The sequence below is a fragment of the Actinoplanes sp. NPDC024001 genome, from assembly GCF_040638955.1.
Taxonomy (GTDB): domain Bacteria; phylum Actinomycetota; class Actinomycetes; order Mycobacteriales; family Micromonosporaceae; genus Actinoplanes.
In genome coordinates this window covers 33,750-54,083 of the sequence record NZ_JBEZZB010000034.1, presented here as the reverse complement: position 1 = coordinate 54,083, position 20,334 = coordinate 33,750, and the positions used below count along the sequence as shown (strand labels likewise).

Genomic DNA, 20,334 nt, shown 5'->3' with positions numbered 1-20,334 from the left:
TGCTTCTCCAGCGGCTGCGCCGGAAACCGGGTGGACGGAAGGCCACCGCCTTCCGTCCACCTACTCGGGCTCAGATACTCGTGAACCGGTCGGTGTCGTCGGCCGTCAGCATGGCGAGGTATTGCTGCGCGGTGACCGGCTGTGACAGCGCTGCTGACTGTCCCGCCCAGAGGTTGACATAGCGGGCGTCGTTGCGTGCGGTGGCGGCTCGGCGCAGGGGCTGCATCAGCCCGTTCTGTACCGGGTACCGGGGCACGGTCGCCTCCTCCGCCGCGAGCTCCCGGATCAGGGGGTTGATGATCGCCCGGGCGTGGCGGCCGGAGAACAGCCGGGTGAGTACGGTGATCCGGGCGTCGGGGCCGGTGAGGGCGGCCTTGTGCAGTGGGCTGGCCCCGGACTCCGTTGTCGCCAGGAAGCCGGTTCCGATCTGTACGCCGGCGGCGCCGAGTGCGTGTGCCGCGGTCACGCCGCGGCGGTCGGCGATTCCGCCGGCCGCGACGACGGAGATGCGGACCGCGTCGACGACTTGCGGAACGAGCGAGAAGGTACCGACGAGCGATTCGGTGACCGGCCGCAGGAAGGCGCCCCGATGACCGCCGGCGTCGCTGCCGGAGGCGACCACGATGTCGAGTCCGGCGGCTTCCACTGCCACTGCTTCGTCGACGGTGGTGGCGGTGCCGATCGTCACGATGCCGCGGCGGCGTGCCTCGGTCACCACGTCGGCGGACGGCACGCCCATGACGAAACTGATCACCGGTGGTTGCGCTGCCAGTAGCGCGGCCACCTGATCCTCGAAGGCCGGCGGCGGCGTGTACGAGGTCGGCGCCGGCGTGCCGAGCCGCTGGTAGAGCGGCCGGAGCCGTTCGAAGTCGGCGGGTGCGGGGCGCAGACCCGCCTCGTACGGGTGCGGTACCCACAGGTTCACGTTGAAGGGCCGGCCTGCGGGCACCGCCGACTTGAGGTTGGTGACGAGGGCCGTGATCGAGTCGGGGTCCAGGTGGTGGGCGCCGAACGAGCCGAGGCCGCCGGCGCCGCTGACCGCGGCCGTGAGTGCGATGCTGGAGAGGCCACCGCCGAACGGTCCCTGGATGATCGGGACGTCGATGCCGAGAAGTCCGGTCAGGCGGGCGCTCATGCCGCACCGACCAGTCGGCCATGGCGCAGCTCGACCGCGACCTGGGCGACCCGGCGCCCGAGGTGCTCGGCGGTGCGCAGGTCGGCTGTCGCCGGCGCCTCGTCCGGGCCCGCGTCGGAAGGCGCCTGTGCCATCGCTCCGAGGAAGCCGCCCAGCCGGTTGAGGTCTTCCGCGTCGCCGCCGGTGGTGTAGAGCCAGCCGGGCGGCAGGCCGAGCGATACCCAGTGCATGCCGTGCTGTGCGGCGAACACCGCCAGCGACGAGAGGGTGTTCAGCTTGTCCCCGTTCACGCCGGCGGACGTGGTGAATCCTGCGGCGATCTTGTCGCGCCAGCCCTGTTGCGCCCAGACCTGCCCGCTGGCCTCGGCGAAGGCTTGGAAGACGGCGGACTGGCTGCCCATGTAGGTGGGAGTGCCGAAGATGATCGCTTCGGCGTCGGCGAGCGCCTGCCACAGCGCCTCGTCCAGTGCAGCGATGTCGTGCAGGGCAACGGCGACGCCGGGCACTGATGCCGCCCCTGCGGCGACGGCCTGAGCCTGACGCGCGGTATGGCCGTAGCCGCTGTGGTACGCGATGGCGACACTGATGGACATGTCGCTCTCCTTTCGAGAGGTGATGCCCAGAAGGTAGACGACCGGTCAACTAAAAGATAGTTGACCGGCCGTATACTCGTCGCATGGGTCGAACCAGCACCGCCCGTGACCGGCTCCGCGACAGCGCCTGTGAGCTGCTGCACACCCGCGGCTATGCAGCCATCGGCGTGGCCGAGATCTGTGCCCGCGCCGACGTCCGCAAGGGCAGCTTCTACCACTTCTTCGAGTCCAAACAGGCACTGACCATCGAAGTGATCGACACCCACTGGCAGGCCCAGCGGACAGCCTGGCGGGAACGGCTCGCCGGACCCGAACCGGCTGTCGACCGCCTGCAGCGGCTCATCACCTGGCTCGTCGAGACACAGCGCGAGGAGTGGCAGGCAACCGGCCGGGTCGACGGATGCCTCCTGGGCAACCTCGCGATCGAGCTGAGCAACCAGGAGGATGCCGTTCAGCAGCGCCTCACCGCCGCCTTCGACGAACAGGCCGCATTCGTCCACGCCACCCTCGCCGAAGGCGTCCAGGACGGCAGCATCGCGCCCGAATACGCTGATCAGACCACCGCCAAGGCCGTGGTCGCACAGATCGAAGGCGCCGTACTGCTGGCGAAACTCGCCGGTGACGTGAAGCAGCTCGACAATCTGTGGCCGCACGTCCGGCGACTGGTAGCGGTCACCTCCCCGCGGCTGGAGCGGTCACACCAACTCCCTCAGATCAGCTGAGCCATCAACGGGGCCGAACGCACCCCTCGTCGGCATGTGTGTGCGCGCCCCGGCGCCCACGGACGGTGGCGGCGGCTCGGCAGTCGGCGAATCACTGCCCTGCCTCGCCGCGGCGGCCGGGAGCGGGCCGGCTGCCGCTCCCGGCCGGTGGTCAGCCTTTGAGGCCGGTGTGGGCGAGGCCCTCGATGAACTGGCGCTGGGCGATCACGAAGACGATCAGAACCGGGATGGCGGTCATCGACGCCGCGGAGAGTTGGACGTTCCAGAGTTGGCCCTGATAGGCGTCGGTGAACTGGGTGAGCGCCTGCGGCAGCGTGTATTTCGTCTGGGACGAGATGTAGACGACCGGCTCCAGATACAGATTCCAGCTGTGCAGGAACGTGAAGATGGCCACCGCGCCCAGTGCCGGGCGGGCCAGCGGGAGGGCGATCCTGCGGAAGATCGCGGGGCGGCCGAGGCCGTCCATGCGGGCGGCCTCCTCGAGCTCGCCGGGCAGGGTGATGAAGAACTGCCGCATGATGAAGGTGGCCAGGACGCTGGGCGGGCCGAGCATCGGTACCAGGATCAGCGGCCAGTGCGTGTCGACCAGGCCGAGGCTGTTGAAGATGCGGAACAGCGGGACGATCGTCACCTCGCTGGGGATCAGCAGGCCGGTCAGCACGACCAGGAACAGGACGTTCTGCCCGCGGAAACGGATGCGGGCGAACGCGTACCCGGCCATCGCGGCCACCGCGAGGGTGCCCAGGGTGACCACCACCGCGATGTACGCGCTGTTGAAGTACTGCTGGGCGAACGGCTGCATGGTGAAGACCTGCCGCCACGGCTCGACGGTCCAGTCCGAGGGCCACAGGGACGGGGCGAAGATCTCCGCGTTCGGCTTGAACGAGCTGGTGATCATCCACCAGGTCGGGAAGACGAACGGGATGCACAGGACGGAGAGCAGCCCGTACAGAAAGATCTTGGTTTTAGGACTCATGGAAGACCCACCTCTTGCGCATCTGCCACTGCAGGACGGTCAGCGCCAGGACGATGAGGAACAGCAGGACGGACAGGGTGGCGCCGTAACCGAAGGCGTGGAACTGGAACGCCTGCTGGTACAGGTAGTAGACGAGCACCGTGGTGGAGGTGCCCGGACCGCCCTGGGTGAGGACGCTGATCTGCGCGAAGACCTGCAGCGAGCCGACCACGGTGATGATCGAGGTGAGCAGGATGGTGGGGCTGATCAGCGGCAGGGTGATGCGCCGGAAGATGGTCCACGGTGCGGCGCCGTCGGTGCGGGCGGCTTCGTAGAGCTCCTGCGGGACGCCCTGCAGGGCGGCGAGGAACAGCACCATGTTCAGGCCGACGTTCTTGAAGACCTGGACGATGACGACCGAGGCCATCGCGGTGCCGCCGGAGCGCAGCCAGTTCGGCCCCTCGATGGCGACGGCGTTCAGCAGGCCGTTGATGCCGCCGTTGTCCTGCAGCAGGAAGCCCCACACGATGGTCCAGGCGAGCAGGGACACCACGACGGGTGAGAAGAACAGGACCCGGAAGACGGTGGTGCCGCGCAGTTTCTGGTTGAGCAGGACGGCCAGCAGCAGCGCCAGCGCGAGGTTGAATACCACCAGGCCGACCGAGAACAGGCCGGTGGCGCGCAGCACGGCCGGCACGTTCGGATCGTCCAGCAGCTTCTGATAGTTCTCCGACCCGACGAAGGTGAACGTGTCGGCGAGGACGTTCCATTCGTGCAGGCTGTACCAGACCACCAGCACGAGCGGCAGGAAGACGAAGGCGACCGCGCCGATCAGCGCCGGCGTGATGAATACGTAGCCGGTGAGCTGGTCCCGGCGGCGGGTGGTCCAGAACGACGGCTTCGGGGTGGGGGCGGACCGGGCCGAGACGGCCCGGTCCTGAACCACGGTCACTTGGCGAGCAGCGGCTGGATCGCGGTGCAGACACCGCGCAGCACGCCCGGTACGTCGGCGTCCGCCTTCCACATCGGGTCGAGCGCCGACCGCACGGCCTGGCCGATCTCGGCGCTGCCGGTGTGGCTGGGCTTGACCACGCCGGTGGCGATCCCGTCGATCACCACGTCCTGCAGCTGCTCCGGCTTGAGCAGCGGGTTCGCCTTGGCCAGCGTCTCGGCGTTGAGCTGCGACTGGCGCGGCGGCGGGAAGAACTGGGCGAGCTTGGCGGAGTTGTCCGGGCTGGTGAAGAACTTGACGAAGTCGGCCGCGGCGGCGGCGTTCTTGCCCTTCTTCAGCACGCCGAGGCCGCCCTGCCCGATCACCGAGTACTCGCCGGACGGCCCGGCCGGCAGCGGCACCAGGGTCCAGCCGAACTTGCCGTCCTTGAGCAGCGAGGCCCGCGAGATCTGGGCGATGGTCATGGCCGATTCACCGGCGAAGAAGTCGGCCGCGACGCCGGGAGCGGGCAGCGCCTTCTGCGTGAAGATCGCCTTGTGCAGGAAGGTCATCGCGTCGACCATCGGCTGCTGGTCGAAGCCGCAGGTCTTGCCGTCGGCGGTCCACGCCTCGGCGCCCCAGCCGCGGAAGACGGTGGCCAGGTTGGTCCAGTCCTTGTAGTCGAAGTCGCGGATGACCAGGCCCTGCTTGCCGGTCTTGGCGGCGGTCGCGGCGGCGACGGCCATCGCGGTCTCCCAGGTCCACTTGTCGCCGGCGGGCAGCGACTGCCCGGCCTGCTTCAGCAGGTCGGTGTTGACGAAGACACCGAACGGCGAGGTGGAGAACGGGTACCCGATCAGCTTGCCGTCCTGCTTCCACAGGGCGGTGGCGGCCGGGGCCAGGTCGGCGGTGTTCTCGATGCTGTCGTCGAGCGGGGTGAGCGCGCCGGAGGCGACGAAGTCGGGGGCGGAGCCCTCCAGGATCCAGGCGATGTCGGGCGGGTTGCCGCCGGCGATCTGGGTGGTGACCGTGGTGGTGTAGTTCTCCAGCGGCAGCGCCTCGAAGGTGACGGTGACGTCCGGCTTGGTCTTCTGGTAGTCGGCGGCGATCGCGTTGAACAGTTCGACGTGGGCGGGGTTCGACGACCAGGTGGTCATTCGCAGGGCGACCGGGCCGCCGGCTTCGGTCTCGCCGCCGCAACCGGCGGTCAGCGTGCCGAGCAGGAGAAATGAGGCAAGGGTGCCGCGCAGCAAGCGCATGAGGGACGTCCTTTCTCAGTAACCGCTGATGTCGGGCCAGCGCAGCTCGACGCCGTCGGCGCTCAGGTGGTTCTGGAACTCGGTGAGCAGGTCGGGGGTGTTGCGGACGGCTCGCGGGGTGACGCCGCGGTCGAGGCAGAAGGCGGCGAGCGCCCCGGCCACCTCGCCGGCGTTCCACTCGACCGGGTGCAGCCGGTAGGAGCCGTTGGTGATGTGGGTGGTGCCGATGTTCTTGCCGGCCGGCAGCAGGTTCTCCACGCGCTGCGGGATGAAGGCGCCGAGCGGGATCTCGAACGGGCAGGACGCGACGTCGATGTAGTTGTCGCCGCCGGTGGACGGGTGCAGGTCGATGCGGTACATGCCGACGCCGACCGAGTCCGCGTACGACACCGCGCCCTTGTCACCGCGGACCGCGAGGGACAGGTCCTGCTCGACCACGGTGTATTCGGCGCGGATGCGCCGGCCCTCCCGCACGTAGGGCGCCATGGCGAGGCCGTCGGGGCTGCCGGTGACGTCGCCGCGCAGCCGCAGCCCGCGCCAGCCGGTGCCGCCGTCGGGCCGGGGGGCCTCGGTCTGCAGCCAGTAGAGGACCGAGTAGGACAGTTCGCGGGCGGCGCGTTCGACGGCGGCCGGGTCGGGCACGTCGACGTACGGTTCCTCGAAGTAGTCGATCATCGGCCAGTTCACCAGGCAGATGTCGCTGGGGTAGAAGCCGTCGGTGAAGTTGCGGCGGGCGGCGATGCGGCGGAACGTCCACAGGTTGCCGTCGCCGGGGTTGACCCGCTGGTCGGCGTCGACCAGCCACGGGTCGTCGTCGGGGTTGGGGGTGAACGAGCGGGTGGAGATCTCCAGGGTGCGCGGGTTGGGGGTCTGCCAGGAGAGCATCGGCGCGCCCCAGAACGGCGGCTGGTAGGTGCGCCAGAAGTCGTAGCGGGCGGGCCGGTCGATGGTGTGGTCGCCGTCGACGTGGTCGATCGCGAAGCACACCGACAGGGCCTGCATGTTGGCCGGGTCGCCGGTCTCGGGTGCGCTGGGTTCGCCAGTCTCGCCCTGCGACTCGGCGCCGGTCACATATTCGGTTCCGGTCATCGGCAGCAGTTCGCCGGTCTCGGTGGCGTCGAGCACGTAGGGCGCGGTCAGCACGATGTCCTCGCCGTGGTGACGGAAGGTGACCGCGGTGACCCGGTCGCCGTCGGTCTGCGCGCTCACCGGGATCGCCGGCTGCAGCACGGTGAGCCGCCCCGACCCGCGGTAGGGCGCCAGCATCGCGTCGATCACCGCGACCGCGACGCGCGGCTCGTGGCAGAGCCGGCTCACGTGCCCGGCACCGGGGTTGAGGTCCCTGGTGGTGCGGGCGCGATCGGTCAGCGGGAAATTCGCCCGGTAGTAGTCGCGGATCCCGTCGCGCAGCGCCCGGTAACTCGCGGTGACACCGAACATCTCGACCCAGCTGTGCTCGTCCGGGGGCACGGCCTGGCTGGTCAGCTGGCCGCCGAGCCACGCGTACTGCTCGGTCAGCAGCACGGTGCGGCCGGCCCGCAGCGCGGCCAGGGCGGCGGCGACACCGCCGAGCCCGCCGCCCACGACGACGACGTCGGCATGCAGCTCACGCACGGGCCACCGCCAGCGTCGCGCCGGCCACCGGCTCGCACGGCAGCAACCGCTGGGTGTCCCCACCGGTGCCATCCAAGATCGAAGAAAGCACTTCCACCGCTTGCCAGCCCATCTCTCGCCGGGGAATTCGATAGCCGGTGAAATCCAGGTCAGTGCTGGCCGGCCGGGTGGGGTCGCCCAGGGCGACAAAAGACAGATCCCGGGGTACGTGAAGAGCACGCCGTTCCGCCTCCTCGGCGAGCACCGCCCCGTCGGCGAACTCCTCGACGAAGATCGCTGTCACGCCCCGTTCGAGCAGCTGATCCATGACGTCCGCGGCGTCGGTGAACCGCACATGCACGCCGGTGATCCCGGCCTGCGCCACGGCGGCCGTGAAACCCCGCATGCGGTCGGCGTGCGACTCCGGTCCGGCGCCCTCCCCGACGTACGCGATGGTGGTGTGACCGAGCCCGGCCGCCGCGCGCACCTGGGCGGCGGTGGCCGACGGATAGTCGGCGCCGACGTAGGGCACCGGCCCGCCGGCGTCGTCGCGGCGGCCGACGCTGACGAACGGCTGGCCCTCGGCGATCAGCCGGGCCAGTTCGTCCGGGTCGAGCCAGCGGCCGAGCAGTATGCAGCCGTCGGCCAGGCGCAGCCGGTTGTCCTGGTGGAAGATGCGGCGCCGGCCGTCGACGACCGGGGCGCTGGTGAACAGCAGCAGGTCGCAGCCGATGCGCTCGGCGCACTCCTCGATGCCGACCAGGAACGGGTGGTAGAAGTCGCCGAGCCCGGCGGGGAAGACCGGCTCGTAGGTGAACACGCCGAGGAACCGGTTGCGCTGGTCGGCGAGGCGCCGGGCGATCGGGTCGGCCACGTACCCGGTCTTGCGGATCGCCTGGAGCACCCGTTCCCGGGTCTCCGGGGCGATGCGGACCGCCGCGTCGTCGCGCTCGTTGAGCACGATCGAGACGGTGGTCTGGCTGACGCCGGTCATCCGGGCGATGTCCTGTTGCGTCACCCGTCTGTTGCTGGATGGCACGTCCGGGTCCCCTCTGTTACGGCGTTAATACGCATTAGCAACGTGGAGCAGATCGTGGGTCACGGCATCGGCGGCCGTCAAGGGTCCGGAGCGAGAAAGCCCAGCACTAATAGGTATTAGTACCTTGACCGGGGTGCTTAACACTCGTGAAACTTCGATGCATCGGGCCGGCTCTACTGCGGAGAAGCTCCTGGTTTGTCGCCGGCCGCGCTGCCCCCGCTTCGCTCGCACCCCGAACTCCCCCGTGCCGCGGGACGAGCCTGTGGCCGTACCCCTCAAGGAGGTCTCCCCATGGATCGCCGTTCACTGCTTCGCGGCGCGGCCGCGCTCGGCGCGGCAGGCGTCGCCGGGTTTGGCGCGCCGAGCGTCGCCCAGGCCGCCGGACCCGCCGGCATGCCTACCTACCGTTACCTTCGTGACGCGCTGAAGCTGCCGCTGGCCTACAACCCGACCGGCGAGTTCATCTTCCCGTGCATCCGCGGCGTCTACGACAAGATCAGCGGAGCCCGCGGGCGCTACTACCTCTACTACGCCCCGCACGAGAAGCCCGGCGGCATCTGCGTGGCCTGGGCGAACTCCCTGGAAGGGCCGTTCACCGAGCACTCCGGAAACCCGGTGATCGACAACGTGCTGCCCAGCACGACCGTGTCGCACGTGTCATCGCCGCACGTCACCTGGGACGCGGGGACGCGGCAGTTCTTCCTCTACTACCACGGGGAGAACACCACGACCCGGGTGGCGAGGTCGTCCGACGGGCTCACGTTCCGTGACGAGACGCCGATCCTCAGCACGCGGCTCGTGCCCGGTTTGACCGAGACGTCGTATGCCCGGGTGTTCGCGCACAGCGGGCGCTACGTGATGGTGTACATGGGGGTGCTGTCCGGCCGGCGGCGCATCTATCACGGGTGGTCGCCGAACGGGTGGGACCAGTGGCAGTTCGCCCAGACCCCGCTGATCAACCCGGAGCCGGACGGGCTGACCGACATCTCCGGGCCGACCGTGGTGGTGCGCAACGGGACGACGTACGTCGCCTACCACGGCAATGACGGCAAGATGCGGATCACCGAGGTCGGCAACGGGTTCGACCGGGAGAACCATCTGGGGGTCTTCCACTCCCCCGCGGCCTCGGACAACGGCCGGGCGGCGGCGCCGTCGTTCGGGACCGACGGCGGGGTGGAGTACATGTTCTACGAGGCGGGGCCGCGGTTGAGCGCCCGGATCTGCATCGCCCGCGCCGTCTGATCTTGCTGCCGGGTGGCCGGCATGGCTGCCGCTTCTATTCGCGCGCCGTCTGATCTTGTTGCCGGGTGGCGTTACGGTCGCGGTATGGCTTCCGCTTCTTATCCGCGCGCCGTCGGCATGGCGGCCCTGCAAGCAGCCCTGACCAGCACCTGGATCGCCGCCGGGGAACTGTCGCCGGTCCGGCGGCGACTGGCCCGGACCGGGCTGGTCGCCGCCGTGGGCGCGGTCAGCTACGCGGCGTCGGACAGGTCCGGCGGCACGTCCGCTGACGAGATCGTGGTCGGCAAGCGGCCGGTGCTCGTCTCCGAGGGCGGCCCGGTGGTCGACGAGGAGCCGTTCACCTTCGACAAGCGCAAGGCCGCGATGGGCGCGGCGGTCGTGACCCTGTCGCTCGGGGCGATGGTCGGCCGCCGCCAGCTGGAGAAGCGCTGGCTGGCCCGGCTGATCCGCAACGGGCACCCGCATCCGACCCGTGGGCTCGCGGTGCGGGTGGGCGCCGTGGAGTTCGCGGCGCAGCTGGCGTTCCAGCTCGCCGACATGCGCAGAGCCGGCGGGAAAACGTCGCGACAGGGCTAACGTGAGTGCGCCGCGACCCACTCCAGGATTGCGGAAAGCACGCGTGAGTCGACCGGGCGGATCACGTCACGCCGGTAACTGCGCAGGGTCGCCGGGCCGGGCTGGCTGCGCAGGATGTGACTGAGGTCGTCGACGAGCACGGTGGTCGCTCGGTCGCCGAGCCGGTCCCGGATCACCGCCAGGTCCCCCGGTGGCGCCTGCAGGTCCTTGCCGCCCGCGACAGCCAGCACCGGGACCTTGATCCGGTCCAGATCGGTCGCCGGGTCGTAGGTCATGAACTCGCGGAACCAGCGGGCGTTGACGCGGGCGCCGCCGAGCCGGGCCACGTCGGTCGTGGTGGCGCGCAGCTTCTCGTGGTTGCGGGCGACCTTGGCGACGAGATCGACGCGGAACAGCCGGAGCAGGAACCGCACCGCGGGCGGCAGGTCGCCGGCCACCTGCTCGGCTTGCCAGCGCAGCACGTCGGCGCCCGGGCGAGCGGTCGGCGAGAGCAGGATGCCGCCGGCCGCCGGGGCGCCGTCGGCCAGCATCGCCACCGTGATGATGGCGCCCTCGCTGTGCCCGAGGACGAACACCCGCTCCGGGTCGACGCCGGGCTGCGCGCGCAGCGTCTCGAACGCGGCGCGTGCGTCGGCCACGTTGTCGTGCAGCCCGGTGGCGAGAAAATCGCCTCTGCTCGCGCCGGCGCCGCGCTTGTCGTATCGCAGGCTGGCAATGCCGGCGTGGCGCAGCGCCACCGCGATCTGGCGGGTGATGTCCAGCCGCAGTCGCTTGTGGCTGCCGTCCCGGTCGATCGGGCCACTGCCGCTGATCAGCAGCACAGCCGGCCCGGCCTCGGATGCTGACGGCCGGGTCACCACACCGGCCAGCGTGAAGCCCTGCGAGGCGAAGCTGACGTCGACCTCCGTCAGGCCGGCATCGCGCTCGTTCGCGGCGGTGCTCATCTCGCTCACACCAGCGCCGATCTCGCTCATGCCGGCGCCGACCTTGCTCATGCCGGCACCGACCTTGCTCACGCCGGTGCCGATCTCGCTCACGCCGGTGCCGATCTTGCTCATGACAGTGCCGTGGCGAGGTCGGCGGCGTCCGGGGTGGACACCAGCACCCGGTCATACCGCTCGCCGGTGAGGCTGAGGCACAGGGTGGGCTGCCCGCGCCGGACCACTGCGAAGCTGCGGGAGCCACGCCCACGCCACGTACCGATCTTGGTCCGCCTGGGAACCGCGAGTCCCGGCGCTCGCAGGCCGGAGACCGCGGCCGGGCCGTCCGGCACGACCTGCGCCGCCCGAATCGCGGTGCGCGGCAGGTCGAGGTCGCCGCGCAGGCCGGCGACCTTCTCGCCGGGGGTCAACTGGATCCGGACGCGGTCGGCGGTCACCTCAACGTGGGCCATGACGATCACCTCTCATTGGTATCAACAATGAGAACGATATCAGAACTGATACCATTCGGGCCGGGAGGGTGACCATGAGCACTGACGGGGCGGATCTACTGCTGCATCCGGTGCGCCTGCGGATCGTCCAGGCGTTCCTGGGCGAGCGGCGGCTGACCACCGCCGACCTGCGAGCCGAGCTCGGTGACGTGTCGCCGGCGACGCTCTACCGGCAGGTCGGCACGCTGGTCGACGCGGGCGTGCTGGAGGTGGTCGAGCAACGCCAGGTGCGCGGGGCGGTCGAACGCACGCTGCGGCTGCGCGGTGACCGCGCCTCGGTTTCGGAGGAGGCGCTGGCCGCGATGTCGGCGGAGGACCACCGCGCGGCTTTCCTGGTGTTCGTGGCCGGGTTGATCGCCGACTTCGAGCGATATCTGGCCACCGGCAAGCCTGATCTGGTCCGTGACCTGGTGGGTTACCGGCAGGCCGGCTTCTACGCGACCGACGACGAGATGCGCACGATGATCGAGGCGGTGCGGGCCGCGGTGCATCCGCTGGCCGCGGCCGGTCCGGCGCCGGGCCGCAAACGGCGGTTGTTCACCACCGTGCTGCTGCCGGCGCCGGAGCGGCCACCGGCTCAGGAGTGACGACGGGCCGGCGGGGCCGTCGTCGTTATCAGCATTGACGAACGGCCAGCGGGGCTGTCGTCGGTCTCAGCAGTGACGACCGGCCAGCGGGGCCGTCGTCGGTCTCAGCAGTGACGACCGGCCAGCGGGGCCGTCGTCGGTTGCAGGATTGACGACCGGCCGGCGGGGCCGGCGTCATTCTCAGGACTGATGACCGGCCGGCGGGTCAGAGCTCGGACGGCGTACCGGGGCTGTCGTCGGTCGAACCCTGCCCGAAGTTGCTGCGCCGGCCACCTACCGCCGGATCCGGCGACAGGTTCGGCTGGCCGCCCTGCTCGCCGGCCTGCGGCGCGTGCTCGGACTCCGGGTCGTAGGCCGGCTCGTCCTTGCCTTTCACGTCGCTCGCGTCCCGGGCAGTCGCGTCCTCCCCGGCGCGCTGCTCACCGAGATTGGCGACGCCCTCCGCGGTCGGCTCGCTGCCCTCGTCGAGCGGATTGTTCGCGTCCACCCCCCACGGCTGCTCGCTCACGGCCTCAGCTCCTTCTCCTCGTTCGCCGGCCGTTCGGCGTCGGCGGCCTCGTTCGCCGGCCGTTCGGCGTCGGCGGCCTCGCTCGGCGGCCGGCGGTCCGCCTCGGCCTCGGTGGGTGTGACGGGAACGCCGGACGCCTCCTCGGCGGCGCCGCGCTCGACGGGTTCGTTCGGTTGCTCGGTCATGCTCGGCGACTTCCCCTCGGCGACGCGGGCAAACGTCGTTTATCCGGCGCCCGGACGGGCAGTCGTCCACCATGGAACCCATCGGTGACCCTGACGAGGAGACCGGCGACTTCGCCGAGGAGCACGAGCTGACCGAGGTCGAGACCGAGGAGGAGGGCGACGGCGAGACCGAGAGCCCCGAGCGCTGGACCGGAGGGATGGACCAGGACGGACCACCGTAACCGGCGCCCAATAGGTCGAAATTCGGTGAATAATCGGCTGGCAGAAATGGCCGATCATCCGCCCCGCCTTGAATCCGAGAACCCGCACGTCCCGGTAATTTCAATGTCCTTCATGGTCGAACGGACGGCTGCCGCGACGCCACACCACTTCGCATTCCCTCAGCGCCGGCAGCCACGAACAACGGGAGCCGTCGGATGCTGCGGGAATCGAACCTGATCCAGGCGACACTGAAGGATCTGCTCGCTCAGGTTCCCGGCCAGAACAAGCGGCAGTTGCTGCGCGGGCTGTCCGCTCAGGGCCTGCGCGATCTGACCGCCCGGGAGGTCAACCGGGCGCTCTACGCGAATGTCGGCGTGTTCACGCATGACGGTGCCACCCCGCCGCGGTGGCGCCTGGCCGACCCGGGCGCGGCCGGGGTAACGGGGAGCTCCGGTGGGTTCCCGCTTCCGCGTAGCTACGCGGGGCTCGAGCCGCGGCAATGGCAGCGCGAGGCGTTGTCGCAGTGGCAGGCCCAGGGCCATCGCGGTGTGGTGGAGGCGGTGACCGGCACCGGCAAGACCACAGTCGGCGTGCTCGCGGCCGCGGCGGCGGTCGACAGCGAGATGAGCGTGCTCGTCCTCGTACCCGGGCAGGAACTGCTCGATCAGTGGCACGAGGTGCTGCAGCGAGACATCCCGGGATGGGCGGTCGGTCGGCTGGGCGGCGGACACCGCGATTCGCTGGTCACCCACCGGATCCTGGTGTCGACGGTTCAGTCGGCTCTCAACTGCCCGCCCCTGCCGGTGGGGACGAGCGCCCTTCTGGTGGCTGACGAGGTGCACCGTTACGGCGCCGAGGGCTTCGCCAGGGCTCTCGCGCCGGGGTTCGTCGCGAGACTGGGCCTGACCGCGACCTATGAGCGCATGGACAACGGCAAAGTGCAGTTCCTGGAACCGTACTTCGGCGACATGGTGGCGAGCTGCAGCTACGAACGCGGCCTGACCGACGAAATCCTCGCGCCTTTCCGCGTAGCATTCCTCGGAGCCCGTTTCACGGACGAGGAGAAGCAAGCGTACGAAGAGCTGAACCGCATCGCGAAATCCACGCGGCAGCGGCTGATCGCTGCCCACGGCTGCCCCAGCGAGCCGTTCGGTGAATTCATGAAAGCCGTCACCGATCTCAACGAGAACGCCTACGGCGCGGCGATGATCGACGCCCGCCGGTATCTGAATGCGTTCAGCAAACGGCGCAGGATGCTTGCCGACTCGCCGGGAAAGTTCGAGGCCCTGCTCCGGGTGTCGCCCATCTTGGCGGCCTGCGGCCGTGGCTTGGTGTTCGGCGAGACGACCCACTGCGCTGAGCAGTCGACGGATCTGCTGAACGCGCTCCATGTTCCGGCCGCGTCGATCACCAGCGAGGTCCCTACCGAGGAACGCAAGCTGCGGCTCTCGATGTTCAAGGCCGGGCAGTTGCGGGTTCTGGCGGCGCCGCGAGTCCTGGACGAGGGAATCGACGTGCCGCAGGCGGACGTCGGCGTCATCCTGGGCGCGAGCCGCTCCCGGCGCCAGATGATCCAGCGCATGGGCCGCGTCATCCGCCCGAAGTTCGATCGCCGGCCGGCCACCTTCATCGTCGTGTACATCGAGGGCTCCACCGAGGACCCTGAGCAGGGCGCCCACGAGGACTTCCTGGAGGAGATGACAGAGGTGGCGAGGGAGGAACCGACGATCTTCCCGCACGGCACCTCCGCGGCGGAGCTCCTTGCCTGGTACCGAGAGGTCTAGAGTCCGCGGAGCTGATGGCGCACGACTACGATCCCCGCAGGAGGTTGGTAGCCGTTGTCTTCTCTCACCGAGCTGACCGAGGCCGTGCGCGCTTTCGCGAGCGAACGCCACTGGGAGCAGTTCCACACCCCGAAGAACCTGGCGATGGCCCTGGCCGGCGAGGTCGGTGAGCTCCTGGCGGAGCTCCAGTGGCTCACCCCGGAGCAGTCGGCCGCGGTCATGCAGGATCCCGATCTCGGCCCGCGCGTGCGGGCCGAGATCGGCGACGTCACGATCTATCTGGTACGCCTGGCGGACGTCCTCGGCATCGACCTGATCGAGGCGGCCGTCGACAAGCTCGGTGAAGCCGGCCGCCGCTACACCGTTGAGGCGGCGCGCGGCTCGGCCGCCAAGATCGATCAGCTGTAGTTGAGCGAGAAGCTGTTCACCGTGAAGTTCGACTGGCCGGCGGTGCCGCTGATCTCGAAGCCGAACTGGGCCTCGCCGATCGTCACGTCACCCCACCAGTTGTTGGTGCGCAGCCAGTTCAGCATGGCGCGGATGTCGATGGTGCCGGAGTTGGTGTTGGTGCGGATGAACGAGAACACCGCGTTGGCGCCGTTCGACCCGCGGTAGACGTTCCAGGTGTGCCCGCCGACCGACAGGTTGCGCACGTTCGGCACCGCGCCGTTGGCGTCGTACTGTTCGGCGATCGGCCCGACCGCGCCGCGCTGGTTGGTCCAGATCATGACCTCGTAGGCGTGGTTGTTCGCCCAGATGTCATAGGTCGTCGAGTAGTCGCCGTCCGCCGGAACCGACACGTTGAACGAGCTGGTCAGGGAGTTGAGCGAGCTCAGCGTACGGTTGAGGGTCTTGCCGGTGTTGGGGTAGCTCTTGACCCCGCTGGTGCGCGGGTGGTTCGCGACGACGCCCCAGTTGGTGCCGGAGCGTGCCCAGATGGTCTGCGTGCCGGCGCCCGAGCCCCAGATGTTGTTGTAGAGCTGGTAACCGTTGTTGGTCCAGTTCGCCCACTGGCCGGAGTCGACCCACACGGCGTCGCTCGGCACGCCGTTGGTGGGCGGGTTGCTCGTGGGTGACGTCGTGGGGTTGGTGACGCCGCCGGTGCACGCGGTGCCGTTGAGGGTGAACGCCGTCGGCGCCGGCGTGCTGCTGCCGGAGCCGTTGAAGCCGAACGACACGGTCCCGTTGGTGGCGACCGACCCGTTGTAGCCGGCGTTGCGGGCGGTGACCTGCGATCCGCTCTGGGTCAGGTTGGTGTTCCAGGATTGGGTGACGGTCTGCCCGCCGGAGTAGGACCAGACCAGCGTCCAGCTGGTGAGCGGGTCGCCCAGGTTGGTGATGGTGACGTTGGCGCCGAAGCCGCCGGGCCACTGGCTGCTGACGGCGTAGGTGACACGGCAGCCTGCGGCTGCCGACGCGGGCAATGCGGTGATGACGCCGGCTGACGCGGTGAGAGCGGCTGCTGCGGCGAGAGAAACCGCAAGGGTACGTCTACGCATGCTCGTTCCCATCTCGGGTGGGGGATCACACGACGGCCGTCGAAGCGCTTCGATTCGGAGCGCTGGGGATTCCACGACCGTCGATGCGAGATTGCGCTGATGCTAAGCCGAGCGAGCCGAGCGGGGCAACCAAAGCATCGATTTCTACCGATTTCTAAGTCCGCTGACTAGCGGCGATAGACATGCCACTGTCGGACTGGCGCTGCACCGGGATTCCCGCCGTGCGCAGGAACGCCTGAAGATTCTGCGCCAACACCTCGAGCTTGTCGTCCTCAACGAAGGCGTAGCCGCGCTGCGAGAGGCAGTCGGCGACTCGCGCGGCGATCTCTCGGAGGGCGTCGTCGGTCGGCTCACGCCCCTTTGACGTTCACGGACTACTCCGAGGTGAGACAGTCAAGTCGTGATCGACCACGAGGGACCGACGCCGCTCTATGTGCAGGTGGCTGATGCCATCGAGGCACGTATCGCGGCCGGCGAGCTTCTTCCCAACCGGCCGATCCCCTCCGAGAACCAACTCGTGCAGGAATATGGCATCGCGCGAGGCACGGCTCGCAAGGCTCTCCAACTCCTTCGCGAGCGCGGGCTGGTCATCACCGTGGTCGGCCGCGGCACCTTCGTGGTTGGCCAACCAGGCACATCCAACGAATAGTGCGCAGTTCCGGCACGCCAACTGCAGTGGCAGGCTGATGGACATGACCGAGCCAGCGGACCGGCTACCGCACAGCACGCCCCGAGATGGGCGTGCCACCGGCTGCGCTCGATCGAAAGTCGCTGGCCGAGGCCCTGGCGGCAGAGCTGCGCGGTCGCGCACCCGCAGCCGGTTACGGAAGGCGCGTAGGCCGCGCACGGCCAGGCCGAGGGCGAGGATGCGGTACGGCTCCGCGCCGTCCGGATCGCGGGCCCCAGCGATGACGGCGCTCCAGATCATGTCCCGCTGCGGATAGTCCGCCTCTTCGAGCAGTAACCGGGCGAGCCGGCGTGGAGCCATGGCGCGGGGCGGCAGATCCTCGCCGAGGCTGCCGGCCGCGCGCAGGTCGTCGAGGCGGAGGCCTTCCGTGATCGGCTGGATCGCCGCAGCGCTGCCTGCGGTCGGCTTTCTGGCCATGGTGAAGATCGCTCTCGGACGGGCCGGGACCGGTCCGCCGACCACGGGCGACGTCTCGACCGCGGTCCCGGACCGCAACCGAGCGGCCCGGAAGATATCCCGTCGGCGGCCAGTCGTCCGGGACGGTCCCGGACCGCGACAGAAGGTTGTCGACCTACACAACCGGCGCCCAACCGATAAAACCTCGGTTGCCCAACTCGACCGGGACGTCCGGCAGTTGCTTCCGGCTGCGCGGCTGGCCGCCGCCGAGTTGACCCGATCGGGTCGGCCGTTGTCGCGTCACACCGTCATGGAGATCATGCGGGCCAAGGGATACGCGATGTCGAACGCTCGCGGGTCCGCGCTGGTCAAGCTCATCCGGGAGGAAGCCGAAAGCGCCCGGCTCACTGGGCCCTCCCGCTCATCGACGGGTGTCGCCACGGGGCAACCTTCAGGAGAACCCCCGGGTGGACCCCCAGGTCGGCAGGTAGCCCTCCAACCTCTGTCTCAAACACCCAACTGCCCAGGTAGCAACCCCCAGGGACAGGACCAACGCGTACCCCGAAATGTCCTTCAGGGGACAATCCCCGACCGGGGAGGTAGAGCTTGACTCAGCTTCTCAGCATCTCGCGGACCGACAAGCTGGTGCGCCGGAAGCGGCCGCCGGCTTGACAGCGCGCGGGCTGTCGCGGCGGCAGCACCCACGCGCTACTGGGACCTCGCCAGGGGCGGCGTCGGCGGTCAGGCTGAACCCGGACCGCCGTCGCCCCCGACGATCGATCTCCAGCACCCGCCTTCGCGACATCGGCATGCCGGAGGATCACAGCAGGGCAGGTTGGGTCTGTCGGCGACGCGTGAAAGCTGACCCTTAGGCGGCGGGCGAATCTGGACCCCCCTCTCCAAGATCGGGAGGGTGTTGAGCGTGGAGGACTGGGCGGAGATCCGTCGTCTGCATCGGGCTGAGGGGATGCCGATCAAGGCGATCGTCCGCAAGCTTGGGGTGGGGCGCAACACGGTGCGTCGGGCGTTGGCCTCGGATGGCCCGCCGGCGTATTCGCGGCCGGCGAAGCCGTCGATCGTGGATCCGTTCGAGCCGCAGATCCGGGTGTTGCTGGTGCAGTGGCCGTCGATGCCGGTGCCGGTGATCGCTGAGCGGATCGGCTGGCAACGGTCGATGACCGTGCTCAAGGACCGGGTGCGAATGTTGCGGCCGTTGTTCATAGCGCCGGATCCGGCGCAGCGCACTGAGTATCAGCCGGGTGAGCTCGCGCAGTGTGATCTGTGGTTCCCGCCGGCTGATGTTCCGTTGGGGTTCGGTCAGGTCGGCCGGCCACCGGTGCTGGTGATGGTCTGCGGCTACTCGCGTTGGCTGTCGGCGACGATGATCCCGACCCGGCAGGCCCCGGACTTGCTGGACGGCCATTGGACGCTGCTGATGCGGCTCGGAGCGGCCCCGAAGGCGCTGGTCTGGGACAACGAGTCCGCGGTCGGGCAGTGGCGGGCCGGGCGGCCACAGCTGACCGAGGCGATGAACGCGTTCCGCGGCAGCCTCGGGATCCGGGTGATCCAGTGCCGGCCCGCGGATCCTGAGGCCAAGGGCCTGGTTGAACGAGCGAACGGCTATTTGGAGACGTCGTTTCTGCCGGGCCGTTCGTTCTCCTCGCCGCAGGACTTCAACGCCCAGCTTGAGCAGTGGCTGGACCGGGCGAACCAGCGGATGCATCGCCGGTTGCAGGCCCGCCCGGCTGACCGGATCGACGCTGACCGCCACGCCATGGTCGCCCTGCCGCCGGTCGCACCGGTGGCCGGTTGGCGGCTGTCGACCCGGCTGGCCCGTGATCATTACGTCCGCGTCGACGCCAACGATTACTCGGTGCACCCGGCGGCGATCGGCCGCCGCGTCGACATCCGCGCTGACGCCCAGCACGTCGATGTCGCCTGCGAGGGTAAGCCGGTCGCACATCACGAGCGCTGCTGGGCAGCGCATCAGAGCATCACCGACCCGCTGCACCGCGACGCGGCCACGCTGCTGCGGACCGTCGCCCGGCAGACCAGGGTCAGCCCGGTCCGGACTGAGGTCGAGCACCGCGACCTGGCCGACTACGACCGGATGTTCGGTCTCGACAGCGAGGTGGCCTGATGCCCGCCAAGAGCAACAGCAGCCGCAACGTCCGCTCGGAGATCGCGTTCCTGGCCCGGGCGATGAAGGCCCCGTCGCTGGCCGCCTCGGTCGAGCGTCTCGCTGAACGAGCCCGGGCCGAGTCGTGGACGCATGAGGAGTTCTTAGCCGCCTGCCTGCAACGCGAAGTGTCGGCCCGCGAGTCACACGGCGGTGAAGGCCGCATCCGCGCCGCCCGGTTCCCGGCCCGCAAGAGCCTGGAAGAGTTCGACTACGAGCACCAGCGTTCACTCAAACGCGAGCAGATCGCACACCTGGGCACCCTGGACTTCGTCACCGGCCGCGAGAACGTCGTGTTCCTCGGCCCGCCCGGCACCGGCAAAACCCACCTGTCCATCGGTCTGGGCATCCGCGCCTGCCAGGCCGGGCACCGGGTCGCATTCGCCACCGCCGCCCAATGGGTCGCCCGCCTCGCCGAGGCCCACCAGGCCGGCACTCTGCAGACTGAGCTGGTCAAGCTCGGCCGCATCCCGCTCTTGATCATTGACGAGGTCGGCTACATCCCGTTCGAACCCGAGGCCGCGAACCTGTTCTTCCAACTCGTCTCGGCCCGCTATGAACGCGCCAGCCTGATCGTCACGTCGAACAAGCCCTTCGGCCGCTGGGGCGAAGTCTTCGGCGACGACGTCGTCGCCGCCGCCATGATCGACCGCCTCGTCCACCACGCCGAAGTGATCTCGATGAAGGGCGACAGCTACCGACTCAAAGACCGCGACCTCGGCCGCGTCCCCGCGGCCACCAAGAACAACGACTAGAAAAGGTCAACCATCAGAGGGGGTCCGTTTTCGGGCGCCCGCAGGGGGTCCAGATTCGGCCGCCGTTGACAGGGT

General features: G+C 69.4%; 22 protein-coding genes. 10 read left to right on the top strand and 12 right to left on the bottom strand.

Annotation, left to right across the window (positions count from 1 at the left end):
* Positions 1-70: 70 nt before the first annotated feature.
* A complete protein-coding gene (locus AB0F81_RS15820; protein ID WP_360197158.1) occupies positions 71-1,135 on the bottom strand; it encodes a nitronate monooxygenase in 1,065 nt (354 codons plus the stop codon).
* The gene (locus tag AB0F81_RS15815; protein ID WP_360197155.1) at positions 1,132-1,728 is read right to left on the bottom strand and encodes a flavodoxin family protein; all 597 of its coding nucleotides are present in this window, start codon (positions 1,726-1,728) and stop codon (positions 1,132-1,134) included. The genes AB0F81_RS15820 and AB0F81_RS15815 overlap by 4 nt, the downstream gene beginning before the upstream one ends.
* A gap of 83 nt (positions 1,729-1,811) precedes the next feature.
* Between AB0F81_RS15815 and AB0F81_RS15810 the strand changes: the two genes are divergently transcribed.
* Complete coding sequence (locus AB0F81_RS15810) at positions 1,812-2,450, top strand: TetR/AcrR family transcriptional regulator (protein ID WP_360197152.1); 639 nt, start codon at positions 1,812-1,814, stop codon at positions 2,448-2,450.
* A 151-nt stretch (positions 2,451-2,601) separates the two neighbouring features.
* On the opposite strand, the gene AB0F81_RS15805 is transcribed toward AB0F81_RS15810, so the two are convergent.
* The 5 genes from AB0F81_RS15805 to AB0F81_RS15785 are packed head-to-tail and all read right to left on the bottom strand — an operon-like array spanning position 2,602 to position 8,206.
* Positions 2,602-3,426 carry a carbohydrate ABC transporter permease gene (locus tag AB0F81_RS15805; RefSeq protein ID WP_360197149.1) on the bottom strand — a complete coding sequence of 275 codons (825 nt, stop codon included), beginning with the start codon at positions 3,424-3,426 and terminating at the stop codon, positions 2,602-2,604.
* Positions 3,416-4,357, bottom strand: a complete 942-nt coding sequence (locus AB0F81_RS15800) for a sugar ABC transporter permease (RefSeq protein ID WP_360197146.1) — start codon at positions 4,355-4,357, stop codon at positions 3,416-3,418. Before AB0F81_RS15800 ends, AB0F81_RS15805 begins: the two co-directional genes overlap by 11 nt.
* Positions 4,354-5,595: a sugar ABC transporter substrate-binding protein gene (locus AB0F81_RS15795; RefSeq protein ID WP_360197143.1), complete on the bottom strand. Its 1,242-nt coding sequence runs from the start codon at positions 5,593-5,595 to the stop codon at positions 4,354-4,356. The genes AB0F81_RS15800 and AB0F81_RS15795 overlap by 4 nt, the downstream gene beginning before the upstream one ends.
* A 15-nt stretch (positions 5,596-5,610) precedes the next feature.
* Positions 5,611-7,209: an FAD-dependent oxidoreductase gene (locus tag AB0F81_RS15790; protein WP_360197140.1), complete on the bottom strand. Its 1,599-nt coding sequence runs from the start codon at positions 7,207-7,209 to the stop codon at positions 5,611-5,613.
* The gene (locus tag AB0F81_RS15785; protein ID WP_360197137.1) at positions 7,202-8,206 is read right to left on the bottom strand and encodes a LacI family DNA-binding transcriptional regulator; all 1,005 of its coding nucleotides are present in this window, start codon (positions 8,204-8,206) and stop codon (positions 7,202-7,204) included. The genes AB0F81_RS15790 and AB0F81_RS15785 overlap by 8 nt, the downstream gene beginning before the upstream one ends.
* A gap of 312 nt (positions 8,207-8,518) precedes the next feature.
* On the opposite strand from AB0F81_RS15785, the gene AB0F81_RS15780 reads away from it, so the two are divergent.
* Both AB0F81_RS15780 and AB0F81_RS15775 read left to right on the top strand, forming a co-directional pair.
* Positions 8,519-9,469, top strand: coding sequence for a hypothetical protein (locus AB0F81_RS15780; protein WP_360197134.1), 951 nt, complete (start codon positions 8,519-8,521; stop codon positions 9,467-9,469).
* 84 nt (positions 9,470-9,553) lie between these two features.
* Complete coding sequence (locus AB0F81_RS15775) at positions 9,554-10,045, top strand: hypothetical protein (protein ID WP_360197131.1); 492 nt, start codon at positions 9,554-9,556, stop codon at positions 10,043-10,045.
* Here AB0F81_RS15775 and AB0F81_RS15770 read toward each other — a convergent pair.
* The gene (locus AB0F81_RS15770) at positions 10,042-11,103 is read right to left on the bottom strand and encodes an alpha/beta fold hydrolase (RefSeq protein WP_360197128.1); all 1,062 of its coding nucleotides are present in this window, start codon (positions 11,101-11,103) and stop codon (positions 10,042-10,044) included. The two genes, AB0F81_RS15775 and AB0F81_RS15770, sit on opposite strands and share 4 nt — an antisense overlap.
* A complete protein-coding gene (locus AB0F81_RS15765) occupies positions 11,100-11,438 on the bottom strand; it encodes a hypothetical protein (protein ID WP_360197125.1) in 339 nt (112 codons plus the stop codon). Before AB0F81_RS15765 ends, AB0F81_RS15770 begins: the two co-directional genes overlap by 4 nt.
* 74 nt (positions 11,439-11,512) lie before the next feature.
* Between AB0F81_RS15765 and AB0F81_RS15760 the strand changes: the two genes are divergently transcribed.
* Positions 11,513-12,064 (top strand): helix-turn-helix domain-containing protein, encoded by a 552-nt coding sequence (locus AB0F81_RS15760; RefSeq protein ID WP_360197122.1) that lies wholly within the window; start codon positions 11,513-11,515, stop codon positions 12,062-12,064.
* Positions 12,065-12,269: 205 nt separating this feature from the next.
* On the opposite strand, the gene AB0F81_RS15755 is transcribed toward AB0F81_RS15760, so the two are convergent.
* Positions 12,270-12,572 (bottom strand): hypothetical protein, encoded by a 303-nt coding sequence (locus AB0F81_RS15755; RefSeq protein WP_360197119.1) that lies wholly within the window; start codon positions 12,570-12,572, stop codon positions 12,270-12,272.
* Positions 12,569-12,757, bottom strand: coding sequence for a hypothetical protein (locus AB0F81_RS15750; RefSeq protein ID WP_360197117.1), 189 nt, complete (start codon positions 12,755-12,757; stop codon positions 12,569-12,571). The genes AB0F81_RS15755 and AB0F81_RS15750 overlap by 4 nt, the downstream gene beginning before the upstream one ends.
* Positions 12,758-12,828: 71 nt before the next feature.
* On the opposite strand from AB0F81_RS15750, the gene AB0F81_RS15745 reads away from it, so the two are divergent.
* The 3 genes from AB0F81_RS15745 (at position 12,829) to AB0F81_RS15735 (ending at position 15,150) form a co-directional block, all read left to right on the top strand.
* Positions 12,829-12,978, top strand: coding sequence for a hypothetical protein (locus AB0F81_RS15745; RefSeq protein ID WP_360197114.1), 150 nt, complete (start codon positions 12,829-12,831; stop codon positions 12,976-12,978).
* 195 nt (positions 12,979-13,173) lie between these two features.
* Complete coding sequence (locus tag AB0F81_RS15740; RefSeq protein WP_360197111.1) at positions 13,174-14,742, top strand: DEAD/DEAH box helicase; 1,569 nt, start codon at positions 13,174-13,176, stop codon at positions 14,740-14,742.
* 54 nt (positions 14,743-14,796) lie between these two features.
* The gene (locus tag AB0F81_RS15735) at positions 14,797-15,150 is read left to right on the top strand and encodes a nucleotide pyrophosphohydrolase (RefSeq protein WP_360197108.1); all 354 of its coding nucleotides are present in this window, start codon (positions 14,797-14,799) and stop codon (positions 15,148-15,150) included.
* On the opposite strand, the gene AB0F81_RS15730 is transcribed toward AB0F81_RS15735, so the two are convergent.
* Positions 15,141-16,241 carry a cellulose binding domain-containing protein gene (locus AB0F81_RS15730; protein WP_360197105.1) on the bottom strand — a complete coding sequence of 367 codons (1,101 nt, stop codon included), beginning with the start codon at positions 16,239-16,241 and terminating at the stop codon, positions 15,141-15,143. The two genes, AB0F81_RS15735 and AB0F81_RS15730, sit on opposite strands and share 10 nt — an antisense overlap.
* A gap of 400 nt (positions 16,242-16,641) precedes the next feature.
* On the opposite strand from AB0F81_RS15730, the gene AB0F81_RS15725 reads away from it, so the two are divergent.
* The 3 genes from AB0F81_RS15725 (at position 16,642) to istB (ending at position 20,259) form a co-directional block, all read left to right on the top strand.
* A complete protein-coding gene (locus tag AB0F81_RS15725; protein ID WP_360197102.1) occupies positions 16,642-16,890 on the top strand; it encodes a GntR family transcriptional regulator in 249 nt (82 codons plus the stop codon).
* A gap of 1,348 nt (positions 16,891-18,238) precedes the next feature.
* Positions 18,239-19,465, top strand: coding sequence for an IS21 family transposase (gene istA / locus AB0F81_RS15720; protein WP_360197099.1), 1,227 nt, complete (start codon positions 18,239-18,241; stop codon positions 19,463-19,465).
* Positions 19,465-20,259 (top strand): IS21-like element helper ATPase IstB, encoded by a 795-nt coding sequence (gene istB / locus AB0F81_RS15715; RefSeq protein WP_360197096.1) that lies wholly within the window; start codon positions 19,465-19,467, stop codon positions 20,257-20,259. The genes istA and istB overlap by 1 nt, the downstream gene beginning before the upstream one ends.
* The last annotated feature ends 75 nt before the right edge of the window (positions 20,260-20,334 follow it).